Annotated in this window: 20 protein-coding genes; 15 read left to right on the top strand and 5 right to left on the bottom strand. The window is 40.7% G+C overall.

Features of this window, described 5'->3' with window-relative positions:
- Nucleotides 1–30 precede the first annotated feature (30 nt).
- The 6 genes from nadA (at nt 31) to B5X60_RS12115 (ending at nt 6,007) form a co-directional block, all read left to right on the top strand.
- Nucleotides 31–1,023 carry a quinolinate synthase NadA gene (nadA, locus tag B5X60_RS12090; RefSeq protein ID WP_079702945.1) on the top strand — a complete coding sequence of 331 codons (993 nt, stop codon included), beginning with the start codon at nt 31–33 and terminating at the stop codon, nt 1,021–1,023.
- Nucleotides 1,023–2,270, top strand: a complete 1,248-nt coding sequence (locus B5X60_RS12095) for a dicarboxylate/amino acid:cation symporter (RefSeq protein ID WP_079702946.1) — start codon at nt 1,023–1,025, stop codon at nt 2,268–2,270. The genes nadA and B5X60_RS12095 overlap by 1 nt, the downstream gene beginning before the upstream one ends.
- Nucleotides 2,267–2,977: a L,D-transpeptidase family protein gene (locus B5X60_RS12100; protein WP_079702947.1), complete on the top strand. Its 711-nt coding sequence runs from the start codon at nt 2,267–2,269 to the stop codon at nt 2,975–2,977. Before B5X60_RS12095 ends, B5X60_RS12100 begins: the two co-directional genes overlap by 4 nt.
- A gap of 150 nt (nt 2,978–3,127) precedes the next feature.
- Nucleotides 3,128–4,177: a thiamine-phosphate kinase gene (gene thiL / locus B5X60_RS12105; protein WP_079702948.1), complete on the top strand. Its 1,050-nt coding sequence runs from the start codon at nt 3,128–3,130 to the stop codon at nt 4,175–4,177.
- A 15-nt stretch (nt 4,178–4,192) separates the two neighbouring features.
- Nucleotides 4,193–5,647, top strand: coding sequence for an alpha-L-fucosidase (locus B5X60_RS12110; RefSeq protein WP_079702949.1), 1,455 nt, complete (start codon nt 4,193–4,195; stop codon nt 5,645–5,647).
- Nucleotides 5,648–5,656: 9 nt separating this feature from the next.
- The gene (locus B5X60_RS12115; protein WP_079702950.1) at nt 5,657–6,007 is read left to right on the top strand and encodes a DUF6370 family protein; all 351 of its coding nucleotides are present in this window, start codon (nt 5,657–5,659) and stop codon (nt 6,005–6,007) included.
- Nucleotides 6,008–6,033: 26 nt separating this feature from the next.
- Here B5X60_RS12115 and B5X60_RS12120 read toward each other — a convergent pair whose 3' ends face one another.
- Entirely contained in the window at nt 6,034–7,359 is a 1,326-nt protein-coding gene (locus B5X60_RS12120; protein WP_079702951.1) for a DNA recombination protein RmuC, read from the bottom strand.
- Between the two features lie 163 nt (nt 7,360–7,522).
- Nucleotides 7,523–8,659: an NAD(P)/FAD-dependent oxidoreductase gene (locus tag B5X60_RS12125; protein WP_079702952.1), complete on the bottom strand. Its 1,137-nt coding sequence runs from the start codon at nt 8,657–8,659 to the stop codon at nt 7,523–7,525.
- A gap of 75 nt (nt 8,660–8,734) precedes the next feature.
- Between B5X60_RS12125 and B5X60_RS12130 the strand changes: the two genes are divergently transcribed.
- A complete protein-coding gene (locus tag B5X60_RS12130; protein ID WP_079702953.1) occupies nt 8,735–9,421 on the top strand; it encodes a zinc metallopeptidase in 687 nt (228 codons plus the stop codon).
- Between the two features lie 107 nt (nt 9,422–9,528).
- Nucleotides 9,529–10,611 (top strand): glycoside hydrolase family 130 protein, encoded by a 1,083-nt coding sequence (locus tag B5X60_RS12135; protein WP_079702954.1) that lies wholly within the window; start codon nt 9,529–9,531, stop codon nt 10,609–10,611.
- Nucleotides 10,612–10,623: 12 nt separating this feature from the next.
- Here B5X60_RS12135 and apaG read toward each other — a convergent pair whose 3' ends face one another.
- Together apaG and dusB are read right to left on the bottom strand one after the other, a co-directional pair.
- Nucleotides 10,624–11,010 (bottom strand): Co2+/Mg2+ efflux protein ApaG, encoded by a 387-nt coding sequence (gene apaG / locus B5X60_RS12140; protein WP_079702955.1) that lies wholly within the window; start codon nt 11,008–11,010, stop codon nt 10,624–10,626.
- Between the two features lie 45 nt (nt 11,011–11,055).
- Nucleotides 11,056–12,048, bottom strand: coding sequence for a tRNA dihydrouridine synthase DusB (gene dusB / locus B5X60_RS12145; RefSeq protein ID WP_079702956.1), 993 nt, complete (start codon nt 12,046–12,048; stop codon nt 11,056–11,058).
- Nucleotides 12,049–12,110: 62 nt separating this feature from the next.
- Here dusB and B5X60_RS12150 point away from each other — a divergent pair, with 62 nt between their 5' ends.
- From B5X60_RS12150 to B5X60_RS12165, 4 genes are read left to right on the top strand one after another with little or no spacing between them, the layout of a single operon-like run.
- Nucleotides 12,111–13,052: a CPBP family intramembrane glutamic endopeptidase gene (locus B5X60_RS12150; RefSeq protein WP_079702957.1), complete on the top strand. Its 942-nt coding sequence runs from the start codon at nt 12,111–12,113 to the stop codon at nt 13,050–13,052.
- Entirely contained in the window at nt 13,033–13,236 is a 204-nt protein-coding gene (locus B5X60_RS12155; protein WP_079702958.1) for a putative signal transducing protein, read from the top strand. The genes B5X60_RS12150 and B5X60_RS12155 overlap by 20 nt, the downstream gene beginning before the upstream one ends.
- The gene (locus B5X60_RS12160) at nt 13,236–14,042 is read left to right on the top strand and encodes a phosphatidate cytidylyltransferase (protein ID WP_079702959.1); all 807 of its coding nucleotides are present in this window, start codon (nt 13,236–13,238) and stop codon (nt 14,040–14,042) included. Before B5X60_RS12155 ends, B5X60_RS12160 begins: the two co-directional genes overlap by 1 nt.
- 59 nt (nt 14,043–14,101) lie before the next feature.
- Complete coding sequence (locus B5X60_RS12165) at nt 14,102–15,184, top strand: energy transducer TonB (RefSeq protein WP_079702960.1); 1,083 nt, start codon at nt 14,102–14,104, stop codon at nt 15,182–15,184.
- On the opposite strand, the gene mfd is transcribed toward B5X60_RS12165, so the two are convergent.
- Nucleotides 15,174–18,533 carry a transcription-repair coupling factor gene (gene mfd, locus B5X60_RS12170; RefSeq protein ID WP_079702961.1) on the bottom strand — a complete coding sequence of 1,120 codons (3,360 nt, stop codon included), beginning with the start codon at nt 18,531–18,533 and terminating at the stop codon, nt 15,174–15,176. The genes B5X60_RS12165 and mfd overlap by 11 nt on opposite strands.
- Before the next feature lie 229 nt (nt 18,534–18,762).
- Here mfd and B5X60_RS12175 point away from each other — a divergent pair, with 229 nt between their 5' ends.
- From B5X60_RS12175 to B5X60_RS12185, 3 genes are read left to right on the top strand one after another with little or no spacing between them, the layout of a single operon-like run.
- The gene (locus B5X60_RS12175) at nt 18,763–19,179 is read left to right on the top strand and encodes a DUF4199 family protein (RefSeq protein WP_079702962.1); all 417 of its coding nucleotides are present in this window, start codon (nt 18,763–18,765) and stop codon (nt 19,177–19,179) included.
- Complete coding sequence (locus B5X60_RS12180; protein ID WP_079702963.1) at nt 19,179–19,499, top strand: DUF2752 domain-containing protein; 321 nt, start codon at nt 19,179–19,181, stop codon at nt 19,497–19,499. Before B5X60_RS12175 ends, B5X60_RS12180 begins: the two co-directional genes overlap by 1 nt.
- Nucleotides 19,477–19,842 (top strand): NINE protein, encoded by a 366-nt coding sequence (locus B5X60_RS12185; protein WP_079702964.1) that lies wholly within the window; start codon nt 19,477–19,479, stop codon nt 19,840–19,842. The genes B5X60_RS12180 and B5X60_RS12185 overlap by 23 nt, the downstream gene beginning before the upstream one ends.
- The last annotated feature ends 80 nt before the right edge of the window (nt 19,843–19,922 follow it).

The raw sequence follows: 19,922 nt of genomic DNA on the forward strand, positions 1-19,922 counted from the left end.
ATTAAATTGTATTTATTGAATAGTTGATAAATGAATACCTTAGAAGAACTAAATATTAAAGGTTTTATTGATGAACCGATTGATCCGGCGCTGGATCTTTTTCAGGAAATAGACCGATTAAAAAAAGAAAAGAATGCCGTGATCCTGGCACATTATTATCAGGAACCTGATATTCAGGATATCGCCGACTATATCGGAGATAGTTTGGGTTTATCGCAAGAAGCGGCAAAAACAGATGCTGATATTATAGTGTTCGCTGGAGTGCATTTTATGGCTGAAACGGCCAAAATATTATCTCCGGAGAAAAAAGTCTTATTGCCAGATTTGAAGGCAGGTTGTTCTTTATCAGATAGTTGTCCACCAAAACTATTTGCCAAATTCAAGGAGAAATACCCGGATCACCTGGTAATTACCTATGTGAATTGTACAGCAGAGTTAAAAGCATTAAGCGACATAGTTTGTACATCATCTAATGCTGTACAAATTGTGGAAAGCTTACCAAAGGATCAGAAAATTATTTTCGGTCCGGATAGAAATTTAGGTGCCTGGGTAGCTAAAAAAACGGGGCGCGACCTGGTATTGTGGAATGGCGCATGCATGGTGCATGAAATATTTTCGCAGCAGCGAATATTGAAGCTCAAAGCCCGGCATCCGGAAGCTAAGTTTATTGCTCATCCCGAATGTGAGGAAGTTGTTTTACAAATGGCGGATTATATCGGTTCAACTACAGGCTTATTAAAATATACAATAAATGATCCAGCAAATGAATTTATTGTAGCTACAGAAAGTGGTATTATTCATCAAATGGAAAAGGCAAATCCGGGAAAAGTGTTTATTCCGGCTCCTCCAAATAATGCCTGTGCATGCAATGATTGTCCTCATATGAAGAGAAATACATTGGAAAAACTTTACTTATGTCTTAAAAATGGGTTGCCTGAAGTTACCGTCCCTATGGATATAATAGTAAAAGCTAAAAAACCTATCGAAAGAATGCTAGATATATCAGCTAAACTGGGCCTTTAATGATATTGAAACGCTCTGAATTTTTGAAGAATTACAGCAATATAATTTTATTGCTAATTGGAATAATATCGGGCACCATTTTAGGATTGCTGTTAGGGAAAAAGGTAGAAGTATTAAAACCCATTGGCGATATATTTCTGAACCTGCTATTTACGGCTGTTATACCGCTCATTTTTTTTGCTATATCTTCGTCCATCGCAAACATTGACCGCACAAAAAAAATGGGTAAGGTCATGGTTGTAATGTTCTCTGTATTTGTAGGTACAGTGTTAATATCCGCAATACTTACTGTTCTTGCAGTTTGGATGTTTCCTCTTCCACAGAACATTGATACGGTTGCCACGGTTACTGAGGAGCTTAAGCCGCAAAGTTTCGGCGATCAGGCTGCAAGTTTATTAACAGTAAATGAATTTTATGAGCTCTTATCCCGAAAGAGTATGCTTGCTTTCATTATTTTTTCATTTCTGGTAGGTTTTGCGGCTTCACGTTCTGGCGAAGCCGGTGAATCGTTTAAACGATTTCTTACCGGAGGGGATGAAGTGATGAAACAATTACTTATTCTGATCATGAAACTGGCCCCAATAGGACTGGGAGCATATTTTGCCTACCAAATAGGTGTATTTGGTCCTCAATTATTCGGAACTTATGCACATTCAATGGCTATTTACTACGGACTTTGTACAATTTATTTTGTTGTATTCTTTAGTTTTTACGCATTTATTGCAGCTGGTATTCCGGGGGTAAACATATATTGGAAGAATAATATTATCCCATCTTTCACCGCATTGAGCACCTGCAGTAGTGTGGCAACAATTCCGGCAAATTTAGCTGCAGCTAAAGCAATGAAAGTGCCTGAACACATTGCAAATTTGGCTATCCCGCTTGGAGCACCGATTCACAAGGATGGGTCAAGTATTTCTTCAATAATAAAGATTGCTGCCGTTTTTGCAATTATGGGTAAGGATTTTACAGATCCCTATACGATATTGGTGGCTTTAGGAATTACCGTAATTGTCAGTACAGTAGAGGGAGGAATTCCTAACGGTGGTTATATTGGTGAAATACTGGTGATGACGGTGTACAATTTTCCAATCGAAATGCTTCCTGTAGTGATGATCATTGGTACTCTTGTTGACCCTATGGCTACCTTATTAAATGCCTGTGGTGATACCGTTTGTGCAATGATGGTTACCCGTTTCACTGAAGGTAAAAATTGGCTTAAAAAGGCCATAACTTCCGCCGCATGAGTTATTTTCTGCTGATATTATTTTCGTTGCTTTTTGGGAGATCAAGTGATATCCATAGAGAGATGAAAACCTCCCAGCTTGTGGTTGTTACTACGTCTCAATGGAATAGTATAAATGGTAAAATGACAAGTTATCAGTGGAAAAATAACAGATGGCAGGCAGTGTTTACGGATATTCCAATTGTCACCGGCCGAAATGGACTAGCTTGGGGTAAAGGCTTGCATGATGACAAGTTAAATAGAGGCAAGTTGAAAAAGGAAGGGGATGGAAAGGCACCTGCCGGTATTTTTTATTTAAGTGGACTTTTTGGATATAAGGATATTTCGTCTAAGATGAACTCGTTAAAGGTTGATCAAAACACGTTTTGTGTGGATGATGTAAAGTCTGCGTTTTATAATCAAATAGTCAAGTCTGATACCGTAAAAAAAGACTGGGATTCTGCAGAAACAATGCGAATGAAGAGCGATGTTTACAAATTTGGAATCTTTGTGGATTATAATGTGAAACCTGCAGTACCAGGAAAAGGGTCATGTATTTTTATGCATATATGGAGTAAGAATAATGCTCCCACCGCTGGTTGTACTGCTATGACCGAAGAAAGCATCCTTAGGCTCATCAATTTTCTTGATAAATCAAAAAACCCTGTTCTCGTTCAGATTCCGGAATCTGAATATCCTAGAATGAAGCAGCTATATAAATTGCCTTAGAGGAGGAATTGGTACAGCCGGCCTCCAATCAATTTTTTGGCCATAAAATCGTAAAATCAGCGATTTATTCTGCTGCGAATAAACGTTATCCACATTAAAAAAAATATTCTCCGCTGAATTTTAGCACCTTTGTATTTTATAAAAACTAACATGTTTGAAAATAAAGGACGCACAGAGATAGAGCAATTAGGCGAATTTGGCCTGATAGAACATCTGACTAAAAATTTCGAATTAAAGAATAATTCATCGCTAAAAGGAATCGGGGATGATGCGGCGGTTGTAAACTTTGAGGGAAAGAAAGCGCTTTTTTCAACTGATCTCTTATTGGAGGGCATTCACTTTGATCTGGCGTATACTCCTTTAAAGCATCTGGGATATAAAGCTGTTCAGGTCAACCTCAGCGATATCTATGCAATGAACGGAACAGCAACGCAAATAACGGTCTCTATTGGACTGTCGAGCAAATTTCCACTCGAAGCCGTTGAAGAATTATATCAGGGAATAAGCGTTGCCTGTGAGAAGTATGGGATTGATCTGGTAGGTGGTGATACCTCAGCCTCTAAGCAAGGCCTCGTTATAAGTGTAACAAGCATTGGATACGCAGATGAGAAGGATATTTGTTACAGGAACGGTGCGAATGAGGGTGACTTATTATGTGTATCTGGTGATTTAGGTGGAGCATACATCGGTTTACAATTGCTGGAACGTGAGAAAGGTATTTTCCTTGAAAATCCAAATATTCAACCCGACCTTGAAGGTAAGGATTACATTGTTGAGCGCCAGCTCAAGCCAGAATCGCGAAAAGATATTGTTGAGGCTTTGAAAGTAATGAAAGTGAAACCAACATCCATGATCGATATTTCAGACGGACTTGCATCAGAGATTCTTCATATCTGCAAGCAATCCAACAAAGGTTGTAATATCTATGAGGAAAAAATCCCCATCGATCCAATGACATATGACACGGCTCGTGATTTTGGGATTGATCCTACAGTCTGTGCCTTGAATGGCGGTGAAGATTATGAATTACTGTTTACTATAAAGCAGGCAGATTTTGAAAAGATCAAAAATAACCCCGATATTTCTATTATAGGTCACATTACTGAACCTGCTTCCGGTTGTAACCTTATTTCTAAATCAGAAAAAGTACATCCAATAAAAGCGCAGGGCTGGAATTCATTGAAGCATTCAACAGAATAAACTAAAAACTGCTAAGTGAAGTATAGAATAATAAGTTTTGTTTTCGTAGCGACATTTTCCGTGGCAGCTATTGCTCAAAAGAAGGACGTTTCCGCACCCAAACCCGTTTATCCTGTTCCTACAGCTCAGCAGTTGGAATGGCATGAAATGGAAACAAATGCGTTCGTGCATTTTACCACAAATACCTTTACAGGGCTTGAATGGGGATATGGCGATGAAAAGGAAGCCATTTTCAATCCGACGGCATTGGACGCAAATCAATGGGCAAAAGTTTTAAAAGAGACAGGATTTAAAACATTAATTCTTACCACCAAGCATCATGACGGATTTACGTTGTGGCCAAGCAAGTACACGGAACATTCTATAAAAAATAGCCCTTACAAAAATGGTAAAGGCGATCTTGTTAAAGAAACTGCCGATGCCGCTCGTAGGGCCGGGCTTAAGTTCGGTGTTTATCTTTCACCCTGGGACAGAAACCATCCTGAGTATGGTAAACCGGGGTATCTGGAGTATTATCGAAACCAGTTGAAAGAACTTTTTACAAATTATGGTCCGGTCTTCGAAATGTGGTTTGATGGAGCGAACGGTGGAGATGGTTATTATGGCGGTGCACGTGAAACACGGAAAATTAATGCTTCAAATTACTATGATTGGCCGACTACGCTGGACGTGGTAAGCAAGATTCAGCCTAATGTAATTTTCTTTAGCGATGCCGGACCTGGAGTTAGGTGGGTTGGAAATGAACGTGGTTTGGCAGGAAAAACTAATTGGAATACCATATCTACGGACACATTGTACGCAGGAAAGGCAGGCATTTCGCCGATACTGAATTCAGGATCGCCAGATGGCGACAAATGGATTCCCGCAGAAGTCGACGTTTCGATCAGGCCAGGTTGGTTCTATCATGCAAAAGAGGACGACAAGGTTAAAACACCGGGACAGCTTTTTGAAATCTATCTTACATCCGTTGGACGCGGTTCAACCTTATTGTTGAATATTCCTCCCGATCAGCGGGGTTTGTTTCATGAAAAAGATGTAGAGTCATTACGGGGATATAAGAAGCTTTTTGATACGGAGTTTGCTACAAATCTTGCAAAGAATGCAAAAGTAATTGCCAGCACATTTCGTGGCGGCTCGAAAAAGTACAGTGGGTACAATCTGACTGATGATAACAAAGAAACCTATTGGGCGACGGACGACAGCCAAAACACAGGATTTTTGGAGGTAGATCTTGGTAAAGCCACTACGGTAAAATATGTCGTCCTGCAGGAATATATCAAGCTGGGTCAGCGGATAAAGTCGTTCTCCGTTGATATTTGGAAGAATGGAACCTGGGAAAAAGCCGCAGAGGCAACCACCATTGGATATAAACGTATACTAAGAATAGAACCTGTTATAACTTCTAAGATTAGAATTAACATAACAGATTCAAAAGCATCACCACTCATTTCAAATTTGGAAGTTTATTAAATTTATCGCATGAAAAGACTACTCCTTTTATTAATTTTTTCTTGTACTGCCGGTATTGCTAGTAGCCAGACGAAGAAGCCAACTCAGTCTAAAAATTCAACAGAGACCCTTCAAATTGTAGAAGCGTCCTGCGGGGAGTGCCAATTTAAAATGAAGGGTAATGACTGTGATCTGGCAGTTCGGATCAAGGGCAAAGCCTATTTTGTGGACGGAACCAAGATCGATGATCATGGAGATGCCCACGCGAGTGACGGTTTTTGCGAAAAAATCCGCAAAGCTGAAGTGAAGGGTAAAGTTGTAAATAACCGTTTTGTTGCAACACACTTCAAATTGCTGCCGGAAGAAAAAAGCAAAAAGTAGGCTTTTCTTATCAGTTTCACGTGAAACTAATCTTCCTGATCTGTAATAAAACGCTGATCTAGTTGCTTTCCTGTTTTTGCCCCAAGTTTTTTAACTTTTTCTGCGGTAATTGTAAGATTACCGCGACCGCTGGAAAGTTTATTCAGAGCCCGGTCGTAGGCATCCTGGCTTTGCTTTATATTCTTTCCAATACTTTCCAAGTCTCCAACAAATCCAACGAATTTATCATACATTTCGCCGCTCAAACGGGCAATTTCCATCACATTTCGGTTCTGTCTTTCCTGTTTCCACATACTCGCTATAGTCCGTAAAGTTGCAAGCAAAGTCGAAGGACTGACTATGACTACGCGTTTATCCCAGGCATAGTTAAACAGCTCCGCATCCTTTTGTACGGCCATGCTAAAACAAGACTCAATGGGGATGAATAGCATTACGAAGTCCGGTGAGTTAATCTTATACAAATCACTATAGTTTTTTGACGACAAATCATTTACATGACTCCGTATCGATGCAATGTGCTGCCGAAGCAACAGTTCGGTCTCTTCTTCGTTCTCACAGTTAACAAGCCGTTCGTAAGCAATAAGTGATACTTTGGCATCGATGATGAGATGCTTATTGTCTGGCAGGTCAATTACAACGTCCGGCTGAAAGCGAACTCCTTCTCCTGTTTGCAGACTCGCCTGAATACGATATTCCTGATCTTTTACTAAACCTGATCGCTCAAGAACTCTTTCCAGGATCATTTCTCCCCAATTACCCTGTTTCTTATTATCACCTTTCAAAGCTTTAGTAAGATTTTGAGTTTCAAGACTCATCAAATTCGATTGCTCGATAAGCTGACCAATATGGCCTTTCAAAACATTACGCTCATCAGATTCAGCCTTATAAACTCGTTCAACTTTTTCTTCAAAAGCCTTGATGTTTTCTTTAAGCGGATTTAGAAGGATATCAAGATTAGCGCGGTTCTGTTCGGTGAACTTGTTTGTCTTCTCTTCCAGGATACGTGACGCAATAAGCTCAAAATCTTTGTTAAATTTCTCCTGATTATTTTTTATCTCGAATTTCTGCTCATCAATTTTTTCCTGCTGCGCTTTAAAATAAGAACGTGAACTTTCAAGCGCCTGCATCGCATCAGAAACCTTGTGTCTTTCCTCAATCAATTGAGATTTTAGATATTCAACTTCTGACTTTAGATTATCAGCCCTCTCCTCTGCCCTCGCCCGGCTTATTTTTAATTCATCGTTTTCGGATTGTAAAACGGTCAAGTTCACCGCCCCGCCAGACTTTTTTGAAAAAAAGAACAAGATGATCATTAAAAGAAGTGCTGCGCCAAGAATAAAAGAAATATCCATGCTAAGAAATTTATCAAAAATACATTTTTGAAAGAGATTATAAATGAGAAGAGTTGGACTTCGAGGTGCCTTAGGTATGGTTCAGAGACTACCTTCAATCCGGCAGTTATTGGAATGGTAACGATTCAATATCCGAGTCGATTAGTAAATAAATACGGAAAATTCACAATTCCACCATGTCTGCCACCTGTTCTCCCAACAGGCTACCCATGGCCACACCCATGCCGTTGCACCTGACAGCACAGTACAAACCAGGATGAATTTTTTTTACAATCGGGCTGAGTTCCGACCCAAAACCCATTACACCGCTCCAGCGATGTTCAATTTGAGGGGCTTGACCTGGCAGTATAACTTCTGAGAGAAGTTTTTCCAGTGCATTTTGTATTAAGTCGGTAATGCCTGGTTGGCTCGTTTGCTCTTCATTGAAATTTATGTCCCGAAATCCACCAAGCAGTACACGATTATCAATATTTCTGAAATAGGTATAACCACGATTGTAATGGAAGGTACCGCTGATTTTTAGATTATCGATTGGTGCAGTAACTAACACCTGACCGCGTCCGGGAATAACGTCGATTTCAGCAATCAATTCTTTAGCGAACGCATTTGTAGCAAGTATTGCAGATTTAGTATCAAATGCTCCTTGACTTGTATTTATCACATGACGCCCATCTTCCTGCTGGATGTTCTCAACACGGCAATTATTGAAAATGTGCACCCCTGTTCCAGCTGCTTTCTTAACAAGTGCGTCCATCATCCTCCCTGTATCAATTTGACCCTCGTACTTATTTTCTATCAGGTCGGTAACACCAGCAAGGCCAAAACCGGCAATTTTAGCATTTGCAACTGCATAAATGTCATGTTTTCCGATGATGGGTTTTAAAAGCCTGTTTAATCGATCAATCTGATCAAGGCATTCCTGGGCACAAGATTTGTCGGCAGCTTTAAATATGTCATACCCACCGTTCTGTTTAAACGAAATTGCCAAATCCCCAAGGTTTTTTCGAAGTTTCAAAAGCCCTTTCCAACGCATTTCAACGCGCTGTAAGAGATTGTCCTCACCGTCCGACTTTATCTCTTCAATAAGCTCGGAAATGCTTCCAAAGCATGCAAAGCCGGCATTTTTCGTGCTTGCACCTGAGGGAAGGAACCCTGACTCGAGGACTCCAACACGAAGTCGAGGGCTATTTACCTTTAAATGTATTGCAGCACTTAGCCCGACTATCCCACTACCGATAATAATCACATCATAACCAGAAAGGAACGATGTCTTTTCCCAGTATGAATAATTGTCGCCCATTACGTTAAAGGTAATTTATTTGTGATTAATTTTATTCGGAATAGTTATTGAATATATCTTACAAAAAACGACACTATGGGACTAATATTAATGATTGTTATTGCTGTAATAAGTTTTGCAGTTCAATGGCGCTTCAAAAGTAAGTTTAAACAATATTCGGAAATGCCGTTGGGATCCGGCATGAGCGGAAAAGATATAGCCGAAAAAATGCTCAATGATAATGGAATTGCTAACGTAAAGGTGATATCTGTAGAAGGTCAGTTAACCGATCACTATAATCCGTCGGATCGCACCGTAAATTTAAGTCCGGAAGTATATCATGGCCGGAGTGTAGCAGCGGCAGCGGTAGCAGCACATGAATGCGGACACGCAGTTCAGCATGCAACGGCTTATAGCTGGTTAAAATTTCGTTCGGCAGTTGTTCCGGCAGTAAATGTTGCTTCTCAAATTACACAATGGACTTTGATGATTGGTGTTATGCTCTTAATATTCTCAGGTAATGTCATCGTCCTGGCAGTTGGTGTAGCTGCTCTGGCTTTTGTCACCATGTTCGCATTTATTACCCTTCCGGTTGAGTTTGATGCAAGTAACAGAGCTCTAGCATGGTTACAAAGCAACAGGGGGATTATGCAAACCTCGCTTGAGCATGATCAGGCTAAAGATGCCCTCTGGTGGGCCGCGATGACTTATGTTGTAGCTGCGCTGGGTTCACTCGCCACACTTGTTTACTATGCAAGTATGCTAGTTGGCAGAAGGGACTAAAAATTAACATAGTGAAATAAGTAGAGCCAGGCCTAAAGCCTGGCTCTACTTATTTATTAAAACTCCATTAAGCTTCGCTTGTTAGGTTTATACATTCACGAGTCCACATGATTAGCAAACCAAACCTTATCACACCTGCAATACGTTATCACGGTAATCCAATAGTCACAAGTGCCGAGGTTAACAAAGTATGGATCCAGCCTCACCTGCAAACTATAACGGTTCACAATGCGGGGATTACAGAATTTGAAGGCGAGGTTCTAATGCTATTCCGATCACACCTCAGGAACGGAATTTCGGTATTGGGCATAGCGCGAAGTAAGAATGGCCTTGATAATTGGCGAATCGATAGACAGCCAGCTTTAGTGCCCTGCTCCAAAAACGACAAATTTGCTCAAGGAACGGATATTGACGAGCTAATAGACAACGAACAAGGTGGTTTAGAAGATGCAAGGATATCAAAGATCGATAATACCTTTCTAATCACTTATAGCGCATATCATGCATCTATTGGCCATAGGGTCAGAGTTTCCTTAATTACCACGAAAGATTTTAAAAGTTTTTTACGACATGGTCCACTGCTCCAGATAGATATGAGGAATGTGGTGATATTCCCGGAGAAAATCCGAGATAAGTTTTACGGACTGTTCCGACCTAATGATCACACAGAACAACATGTTGGGGGTATCTTCAAACAAATACAGATCGGTTCGATAGACAACTGGGAAAAGTCAGACTGGCAGATCCAGACCGAGCCGGTTATGCTTCAAAGTGATGGGCCAAGCAGCTTTTCTGATAAGATCGGTCCGGGAGCTCCTCCTATAAAAACAAAGCATGGATGGATCAACATCTTTCATGGAGTTAGAAGTACCATGGATGGAAATCCATATGTATTAGGGGTAGCTTTGCATAACCTTGATGATCCAACTAAAGTGAAGGTTTCGAACATCCCCATCATATTTCCTACAAAATCAGATTGTAAAGTACCGGATGATGCCTATGTTCACGTCCCAAACGTTGTATTCTGTTGTGGTGCTTTACGAAAAGAAAATGGGGAAATCTATATCTATTATGGTGGAAATGATACTGTTATGAACGTAGCAGTATCACACGAAGATGTTTTGGCAGAACTGTGCGAAAAGTATGGTCAAAATCCAACAACCGGTTACCCTTTGTATAAACTCCTGTAGGAAAACTGATTTTTAGTTTAGTTTGTAAGGTGCGATCAGGTAAAATTCCGGAATGTTAACTCTGAACTTTGTACCGTCAACAATTCTTTCCATTTCATAAGAACCTTTCATACTGCCCATATCTGTTTTCAGATTGCAGCCTGAAACATATTCGTGAACGTCGCCTGGTTCAATAACTGGTTGTTGCCCAACAACACCTTCCCCCTCCACTTCACGCCTTGTGCCGTTAGAGTCAAAAATAAACCAATGCCGGTTGAGCAGCTGCACACTGTTTTCCGTCAGGTTTTCAATATTAACCCGATATGCAAACATAAAATGCTCATTAGCCGGGTTGGAATATTCAGGCTGGTAAATAGTCTCTACCGATATTTTTACGCCATCAGTAATTTTGGTTACCATATTAAATTGAATTTGATGAGGGCAATATAAAAATAAACCCAATAATTAGGCCATTTCTATTTGGAAACGTTCGTTGATTTCATCCAGCGTAGCGTGTATGTCAGAAATGCTTTCGAGCGAAACCAACTTCATACGGTATTCTTTGAAATCTGGGATACCTTTAAAATAGTTTGCATAATGCCGCCTCATCTCGAAAATGCCTGTCTTTTCACCTTTCCAGAGGATTGATTTTTCAAAGTGAGTGCGGCAGACTTCCACACGTTCTGATATAGTAGGTTCCGGCAAATATTCTCCGGTTTTAAAGAAGTGCTTTATTTCACGAAAGATCCAGGGATAACCGATAGCAGCTCTGCCAATCATAATTCCGTCGACTTCGTACTCCATTCGCCAATCAGCGGCCTTTTCAATTGAGTTCACGTCACCATTACCGAATATTGGGATTTGAATTCTCGGGTTACGCTTTATGTCACGAATCAGGGACCAGTCAGCTTCCCCTTTGTACATTTGAGCTCTCGTCCGGCCATGAATAGTGAGCGCCTTTATTCCAACATCCTGTAGCCGTTCCGCTACCTCGTAAACATTTTTGGTATTATCATCCCACCCGAGTCTTGTTTTTACCGTTACCGGGAGACTTGTCGACTCGACGACAGCTTTTGTCATGAGCACCATTCTATCTATGTCTTGCAGAAGGCTTGCCCCAGCTCCACGACAAGCGACATTTTTTACCGGGCAACCGTAGTTTATATCGATCAGATCTGGGTGCGCGGCTGATGCAATTTTTGTTGCTTCACGCATGGATTCAATCTCACTTCCAAAAATCTGGATCCCAATTGGACGTTCATATTCAAAAATGTCAAGCTTTGCAACGCTTTTCGCCGCATCCCTGATCAGTCCTTCAGAAGAAATAAATTCGGTATACATCATATCCACCCCATTTTGTTTGCAAACAAAACGGAAGGGTGGATCACTAACATCTTCCATTGGTGCCAGCAATAGCGGGAACTCACCTAAATCTATATTTCCAATCTTAACAGACATTAACTATCTTTCAGGCCTTGTATTCAGCGTTTAAAACGCAAAATTACAAATAATTAACCACTATGCTAAAAGCCGCGTCAACACAGCGTCATCCTTTACTTTCACTTCTATTGCTAGTCTTGTTCATGTTTGCAGGTGCTCTCGTGTTCATGATCCTCGCATTTGTTGCGATAATTGCGATTTATGGAATGAAAGAAGTGCTGAATGCGTCCACAGGAGTAGCATCCTCCATTGAGATAATCAAGCTCCTTCAACTCTTCATTTCTACCGGCATGTTCATTGTGCCAGCACTCGCGTTTGCCCGGATTGAAAGTAATAATTGGAAAGAATATTTAAAATTAAAAGGCTTTCCATTTGTCCTGGTAGTAATCGCAGTTCTGATAATGTTCAGTACCGGGCCATTGCTTGAATTGAGTGCTCAGATCAACAAAAGCATGAAGTTGCCCGAATTTCTGAAGGGTCTTGAACAATGGATGCTTACAAAAGAACTGGAAATGGCTGAGATGACGAGGCAGCTTCTTAAAATGAATTCAACAGGCGTTTTATTATTCAATATCTTGATGTTGGCAATAATTCCTGCAATAGGTGAGGAATTAATTTTCAGAGGGTGTTTGCAGAAGATCTTCGGAAAATGGACAGGCAATAAACATTTGGCCATTTGGCTTACTGCTATAATTTTCAGTGCGATACATGTTCAATTTTATGGGTTTCTGCCCAGGATGTTGCTTGGTGCACTGTTCGGGTATCTCTTAGTTTGGAGCGGAACGATTTGGATCCCAATCTTAACCCACTTTATGAATAATGCTGTTGCAGTTATAACAGCCTATGTATACCAACGACAAGGTATATCGCTGGATAAACTGGATCAGCCTGATCCAGTCGCCTCATATATATACATCATCAGCTTCTTTGCCGGAGGTGCATTATTGTGGGTCTTTTACACCACATCTTTAAAATATGGTGTAAGTTTATCTAAACAAATTAATGGAAGCAGCCTGGATTAAAATTTATACTTCCGCAGATTTTTTTAAGTCGGAACTGGTCAGACAAGTTTTAATAGATCATGAAATCGGTGCTATTATAATGAATAAACAGGGTTTTCCATATAGGCTTGGGGAAGTTGAGGTTTACATTCATGAAGACAATTTTCAAAAGGCTCTTGAAATAATTATTAAAAACGAATTATAATGAAAACGAGGGCTGTCACAGGATTTTTCTTTGTGGGTGTTATGCTGGCATCAGTTCTTCTGGGCGCTTATGCATTTACATTGTTTTTTCTAATTCTAAGTGCATTATGCACCGAGGAGTTTTATCGACTTGTGACAACAACTGAAGTAAAACCACAAAAACGGTGGGGTCTGGCGCTTGTTATAAGTATCTATCTTTCCCTTAGCATGTACTTTTTCCAGGGTGAGCCACTAATCAATATGCTGATTTGTGTCCCTGTTACCATAATGATCATCGTAGCTGAGCTTTACAGAAAACATGCAAATCCGTTTCATAATATTTCTTACACAATTTTTGGAGTTCTGTTTTCAGCTGTGCCCTTTTGCTTTTTCTATGCTTCGGCTTTTGTAGACGGGACCTATTCATACCATTACCCACTTTCCTTTCTACTGCTCTTATGGTCCAGCGATACTGGCGCATATCTTTTTGGGGTCAAATTTGGTAAGCACCGATTGTTTGAGCGGCATTCGCCGAAGAAATCCTGGGAAGGCTTTGTGGGGGGTATGTTTACCAGCCTGGTCGCTGCATTTGTTATTTCTATGTATTTTGATGAACTTTCGCTAATCCAGTGGCTTGGTATGGCCGTAATTATTGTTACGGCGGGGACGCTTGGCGATCTGTCAGAATCAATGCTTAAAAGAAGCCTCTCAACTAAAGACTCTGGCTCATTACTTCCCGGCCATGGTGGCTTGCTGGATCGCTTTGATGGATTATTACTTGCCGCACCTCTCGTATTTGTATATTTGCAGTTCGTACAAACTTTCTAACGCAAATAACGTAGCATGATAGGAAGGTTCTACGACTGAACTTTTCACCTATAATCGGTATGATAGAAGAGCCAGCTGATTCACAGCAAGAAATTACAGACGGAGAAATCAAAAAAGATAAGTCTCTGCTGTATATGGGTATTGGTTTGGGGGTAATCATTCTTGTGATGGGTTACCTCACACTCTTCGTCGACAACTTAAACGGACTATTTTCTAAAAAACAGGAGGTTGTAACCGTAATTGATGATGACAATTCGAATGCCTTGGATGAGAATGCTAGTATGACCGACGCCGAAGTTCGAACGTCACTCATTAAATTCATAGAAGCATTTTATAATGATCAGCGGAGGGGTTACTTTGATCCCCCTAGTTACTTTGCTCCTATTACTCAAACCTACTACAACTATCACAACCTGACTTATAAGCGTTTAAAGGATTTGCACTACAAGCGTAGCAGTGAAATGCAAAATCTTAAACTTCAATGGATCGTTTCTTCATTAGATTACGACAGAAGTGGAGCCGATCTGATTGCAACTTATTGGGCGAGGGTCAATTATGTTAAGCCTGCTGTAAATAAAGAAGAATCTGCCGACGTGAAGTATGAGATGGTTATAAATGAGGAAGGAAAAATCAGCTCTCTCCGCGAAGTAGAGATCAAAAATTTGGTGGCATATGATCTTGGCGGTTGGCAGGATAGTATGGCAGGCGAAGAGACCGGATGGGAAGCACAATCCCCTGTAGAACCTGCGGAAAAACCAGCAGTATCTCCCGGTTCTGCACCTGCTGAAACTCCAAACCCCGATTCACGCTATGAAGGAAAGCTCTATGATTTAGGAAGCGTTGAAACAGCCCCTGAGTTTCAGGGTGGTTCTAAAGCGCTAGCAAGATTTCTTGGCTCTGCACTTCGTTATCCCGCCAAGGCCCGTGAAGCTAAAACACAGGGGAAGGTTTATATCGGATTTGTCGTTGAAAAAAACGGCTCACTAACAGACTTTAAAGTGATTAAGGGAATTGGAAACGGGTGCGATGAAGAAGCAGTACGAGTATTGAAACTATCTCCAGCCTGGAAGCCTGGAACGGCGGAAGGAAAGCCAGTTAGAACTTCATATGTTCAACCGATTACCTATCAGATCAGTGAGTAACGGGTTCTGGCAGGGCAATTTCCTGGAGCATTTCTATTGCCATATCCAGGGTGCTTACGTGTTCGATTGCCAATCGCAGTGAATTCTTAACTTCTTTCAGATTACAAATTCGGGGGTGTGCCTGAACAAATTGTAAAACACGGCCGAATTGTTCAGTTTCATAGTACGCAGACTGCTGGTTGCTAATAAAGTAACCTCTCAATACACCTTTTTTAAACGAGATCTTCTCGAACCCAATCATTTTTCCATACCACTGCAGGCGCCAGGTATTAATTAACTCGACAACCTGGTGGGGTACGGGGCCAAAACGATCAACAAGCTTTTGCCGGAATTCATCTAAGGCAAGTTCATTTTCGATATTTGATAACTCCGTGTATAGATTGTAACGTTCTGCAATGTTGGTCACATACTCATCCGGGATCATTACCTCCAAATCAGTATCAACATGCGTGAATGAAATAAAAGGACGGGGTTTTTCTTCTTTAAAAAGATTTTTAAACTCATCGTCCTTTAATTCCTGGATTGCCTCATCCAGTATTTTATGATACATTTCAAACCCTATTTCTGCAATAAAGCCACTCTGCTCGGCGCCAAGAAGGTTTCCGCTTCCGCGGATATCCAGGTCCCGCATAGCCACATTAAACCCGCTTCCAAGATCTGAGAACTCTTCAATCGCACTAAGCCGCTTGCGCGCCTCATTAGTTAATGTAGACAATGGTGGACTTAATAAATAGCAGAATGCTTTTTTATTTGAACGGCCTACCCGTCCGCGCATCTGATGTAAATCGCTGAGACCAAACATATGGGCGTGATTTATCAGGATGGTATTTGCATTTGCAATGTCAAGACCGGCTTCGATAATAGTTGTAGCAACTAAAACATCATATTCACCGGAAACAAACTTCAGCATGACATCCTCTAAAGCATCGCCTTCAAGCTGACCATGAGCAATACCAATCCTCGCCTTTGGTACCAGCGTATTAATAAGCCCTCCGAGTTGCATTAAATCCTGGACCCTGTTATGGATAAAAAAGATCTGTCCACCGCGGTCTATTTCATACTCTACAGCTTCTTTTATTAACTTTTCATTGAAAACATGTAGTTCAGTAACAACCGGCTGCCGGTTTGGCGGCGGCGTACTGATGATACTTAGATCCCTCGCACCCATTAATGAGAAATGCAGTGTTCTCGGAATGGGTGTTGCCGTTAATGTTAAGGTATCTACATTAGCCCTGAACTGCTTAAGTTTTTCCTTAACCCCCACCCCAAACTTCTGTTCTTCATCGATTATCAATAGCCCCAGATCCTTAAACTTTACATCCTTACTGACAATTCGATGAGTTCCAATGATAATATCTACTTTCCCATCCGCTAGCTTCTGCAGCGTTTCTTTGATCTGTTTCGCCGACTTGAACCGATTTATATAATCGATTGTGCAGGGAAAATCTGCTAAACGCGCTGTAAAGGTTTTAAAATGCTGTAAAGCTAGAATGGTCGTTGGAACAAGAATCGCGACTTGCTTACTATCCGCAACTGCTTTAAAAGCTGCACGTATGGCAATCTCTGTTTTGCCAAAACCGACATCACCGCACACCAGTCTATCCATTGGATGCGGAGACTCCATATCTTTTTTGACATCGGCAGTGGCTTTTACCTGATCGGGAGTATCTTCATAAATAAAAGAAGCTTCCAGCTCAGTCTGCAAATAGGTGTCAGGTAAAAAAGCAGTTCCCGTTTGTGCTTTTCTGATCGCGTAAAGTTTGATCAGATCCCGGGCTATATCTTTAACTTTTTTTTTAGTTGTTTTTTTTAACTTTTCCCATACGTCGGTACCAAGTTTATTCATTTTCGGTATGGTGCCATCTTTTCCCGAATATTTAGAAATTCGGTTAAGTGAGTTTATGTTTACATAAAGAAGGTCATTGTCTGCATAAACAAGCCGGATCATTTCCTGCGACCGTCCGTTTACATCTACCTTCTCCAATCCGGCATATTTACCAATACCATGGTCGATATGCGTGATATAATCGCCTGGTTTTAAATCCCGAAGCTCCTTTAGCGTAATCGCCTGCGAGCGTGTATACCCTTTTTTAAGTTTGTATTTGTAGTATCGGTCAAATATCTGGTGATCAGTGTAACAGGCAAGTTTCTGTCCATGATCAATGAAGCCCTCCCTGAGAGAGAGATGCACCGGTTTAAATTTTACAGATGGGTCAATGTCTTCGAAAATGCTGTAAAGCCGTTCGATTTGTTTTGAGGAATCCGTAAAAATGAGATTTTCGAGCCCGGCTTTTTCATTCTCCTTGAAGTTATGAATTAGAAGACTGAAATCTTTGTTGAAAGAGGGCTGCGGTTTAATATCGAGAGATATTGTCGAAGTTGCTTCATAGAAGAATTGCTTCCCAAATTCCACAATGGCAAAATCCCTGAGCTGGTCGGCAAGTAATTTCTCATCCGTAAAATTGAATTTTGGATCTATCCATTGAGGGTTTTGGTTCTTGTCTTCAGCAGATAAAGCTTTCCAAAACTCAACGGCCTTTTTAAACCCGGTTTTAACGACATCAAGAGTAAATTGAACATCTTTGAACCAGACAAGAGTATCCTTTTCGATGTATTCAAGTAGGGAAATGTTATGGTCCGTGAGGAATTTTGATTGTACGTTAGGAACGATGGTAATGCTCTTAACCTGCTCCACAGATAACTGATCTTCTATTTCGAATGTCCTGATACTTTCTATGTAATCACCAAAGAATTCTACGCGGTAAGGGAGATCATGAGAAAATGAAAATATATCCACAATACCCCCCCGAACAGAGAATTGACCGGGCTCATATACGAAATCGACTCGCTCAAAATCGTACTCAACCAGGAACTCATTGATAAAATCGATGCTCAGTTTATTACCAGTAGCGATCTCCAGGGTGTTTTTTTCAAGTGCATCGCGGTCGATTACCTTTTCTGCAAGAGCCTCAGGGTATGTAACAATGATCTTTCCAAATTCGCTTGAATGTATTAGCTCGTTCAGAACTTCCGCTCTTTGCAGAACATTACTGCTATCGACCTGTGTAAATTCAAATGATTTGCGGAATGATGACGGGAAGAGCAGAACCTCCTTCTCAAGCAGGTTTTCCAAATCACTCAGAAAATAAGCTGCTTCCTCGCGCTCTGGGAGTACGAATATCATGTGACGGTGCTGCAAAAAGTACAAAGCTGTAGCAAGTACCGAATCGCTTGACCCGATAAGACCTCTTAGATGTACCCGTTGATTTCCGCCGGCTTTAAGGGCTTCTGCCATGCTGGCCACACGGGGATCCGACTTGTACTGATTTAAAATATCCCGGATAGTCACACGCTGTATTTCGGAGGCAAATATACATTAATCAAATAAAATCATAGGTCAGCTATTTGATTAATGCGATTCGCTTTACGTTTCTATTAAATAAACTATATTTAATAGAATTTACTTGTTCTTTAGAGTTAAAAAATAACAAATTCAACAGCGCTTGTCGAAAACAGTTGTTAGACTTTTGTGTTTAAATATGCAGTTAAACATGTAATAAATCTAAACACACATCACAATGGGAAATGCAGCAAAATACGGAATAATAATAGGGGTGCTAAGCGGTATATGGATTCTCGTTATGCACTTTGCAGGAGTTTATGCTAAAGATGCGACAACTGGCACCACCAGCATGGAATGGATGGAATGGGCCTCAATGTTAATCCCAGCCATTGGGCTTTATTTGGGAATTAAGAGTTATAGAGACCATATTTCTGGAGGCAAAATGGAGTTTTTTGAAGGTCTGTTCGAGGGGTTTAAGATAATTATCATCGGTGGAGTTATCGCCGCATTCTTTGCGATCGTTTATGTCCAGCTTAATATTAGTGTATTGAATACAGACTATATGTACCGTATAAGCGCTGCGGTATTAATAGGTATATTATTTAACCTGGCTATATCGCTAATGTTAATGAATAAACAGAAACACTTGTAATGCTTAAGAAATGGCCTCTTGAACTTATTATTTGGTCAGGGGCCATTTTGATATTAACTATTTCCTACCCTAAAACGGTTAATCATTTTACAATTTGCCCGATCGAGAACTTGGGGTTTTCATGGTGTCCTGGCTGCGGCCTGGGGCGGTCCATTAGTTACTTGTTACACGGAGAATTGAAGTTATCTTTTGAACACCATTGGTTTGGTGTTCCAGCACTTTGCATTCTAATTTTCAGGATAGTGCAATTATTCAAAAAATTCGCTTTAAATTTAATGAGTAAAAACAGCTTCTATTATGGAAAAAGATCTGCTCATTAACCTAAGGGGCATGAGCCCGGAAGAATACTCTTACCTAAAGCAGGTGATGACTGGTATGGACGAGCGCCAGGCCCAAAATTTTGTCATGTTTTATTCCGGCAAGCGTAAGAGTCCCCAGGACATTTTATTGTTTACTATTCTTGGGTTTTTGGGGATTGCTGGGATTCAGCGTTTTGTTGTTGGCCAGATGGGAATGGGGATCTTATATATTTTAACTGCGGGTTTATGTTTCATCGGCACTATCGTTGATGTTATCAACCACAAATCTATTGCCACCGATTATAACCAAAAAGCTGCATATGAAAGCTTGCAGATGGTGAAAATGATGGCACCAACGGTTTAGTAAATTTAAATAAGGTTCGCAACTTCGGTCGAATAAAGCTAAGAAGTAGATTTACCAACAGTAAAACAGACATTTCTATA

This window comes from Daejeonella lutea, from assembly GCF_900168015.1.
Taxonomy (GTDB): Bacteria; Bacteroidota; Bacteroidia; order Sphingobacteriales; family Sphingobacteriaceae; genus Daejeonella; species Daejeonella lutea.

What these genes read in the sequence shown, in the direction of transcription:
- B5X60_RS12175 (WP_079702962.1), top strand. Translation starts at nt 18,763, where the DNA reads ATGGGAAATGCAGCAAAATACGGAATAATAATAGGGGTGCTAAGCGGT.
- B5X60_RS12130 (WP_079702953.1), top strand. Translation starts at nt 8,735, where the DNA reads ATGGGACTAATATTAATGATTGTTATTGCTGTAATAAGTTTTGCAGTT.
- B5X60_RS12150 (WP_079702957.1), top strand. Translation starts at nt 12,111, where the DNA reads ATGCTAAAAGCCGCGTCAACACAGCGTCATCCTTTACTTTCACTTCTA.
- B5X60_RS12100 (WP_079702947.1), top strand. Translation starts at nt 2,267, where the DNA reads ATGAGTTATTTTCTGCTGATATTATTTTCGTTGCTTTTTGGGAGATCA.
- B5X60_RS12180 (WP_079702963.1), top strand. Translation starts at nt 19,179, where the DNA reads ATGCTTAAGAAATGGCCTCTTGAACTTATTATTTGGTCAGGGGCCATT.
- apaG (WP_079702955.1), bottom strand. Translation starts at nt 11,010, where the DNA reads ATGGTAACCAAAATTACTGATGGCGTAAAAATATCGGTAGAGACTATT.
- thiL (WP_079702948.1), top strand. Translation starts at nt 3,128, where the DNA reads ATGTTTGAAAATAAAGGACGCACAGAGATAGAGCAATTAGGCGAATTT.
- B5X60_RS12185 (WP_079702964.1), top strand. Translation starts at nt 19,477, where the DNA reads ATGGAAAAAGATCTGCTCATTAACCTAAGGGGCATGAGCCCGGAAGAA.
- B5X60_RS12115 (WP_079702950.1), top strand. Translation starts at nt 5,657, where the DNA reads ATGAAAAGACTACTCCTTTTATTAATTTTTTCTTGTACTGCCGGTATT.
- nadA (WP_079702945.1), top strand. Translation starts at nt 31, where the DNA reads ATGAATACCTTAGAAGAACTAAATATTAAAGGTTTTATTGATGAACCG.
- B5X60_RS12125 (WP_079702952.1), bottom strand. Translation starts at nt 8,659, where the DNA reads ATGGGCGACAATTATTCATACTGGGAAAAGACATCGTTCCTTTCTGGT.
- B5X60_RS12095 (WP_079702946.1), top strand. Translation starts at nt 1,023, where the DNA reads ATGATATTGAAACGCTCTGAATTTTTGAAGAATTACAGCAATATAATT.
- B5X60_RS12135 (WP_079702954.1), top strand. Translation starts at nt 9,529, where the DNA reads ATGATTAGCAAACCAAACCTTATCACACCTGCAATACGTTATCACGGT.
- B5X60_RS12155 (WP_079702958.1), top strand. Translation starts at nt 13,033, where the DNA reads ATGGAAGCAGCCTGGATTAAAATTTATACTTCCGCAGATTTTTTTAAG.
- B5X60_RS12165 (WP_079702960.1), top strand. Translation starts at nt 14,102, where the DNA reads ATGATAGAAGAGCCAGCTGATTCACAGCAAGAAATTACAGACGGAGAA.
- dusB (WP_079702956.1), bottom strand. Translation starts at nt 12,048, where the DNA reads ATGTCTGTTAAGATTGGAAATATAGATTTAGGTGAGTTCCCGCTATTG.
- B5X60_RS12120 (WP_079702951.1), bottom strand. Translation starts at nt 7,359, where the DNA reads ATGGATATTTCTTTTATTCTTGGCGCAGCACTTCTTTTAATGATCATC.
- B5X60_RS12160 (WP_079702959.1), top strand. Translation starts at nt 13,236, where the DNA reads ATGAAAACGAGGGCTGTCACAGGATTTTTCTTTGTGGGTGTTATGCTG.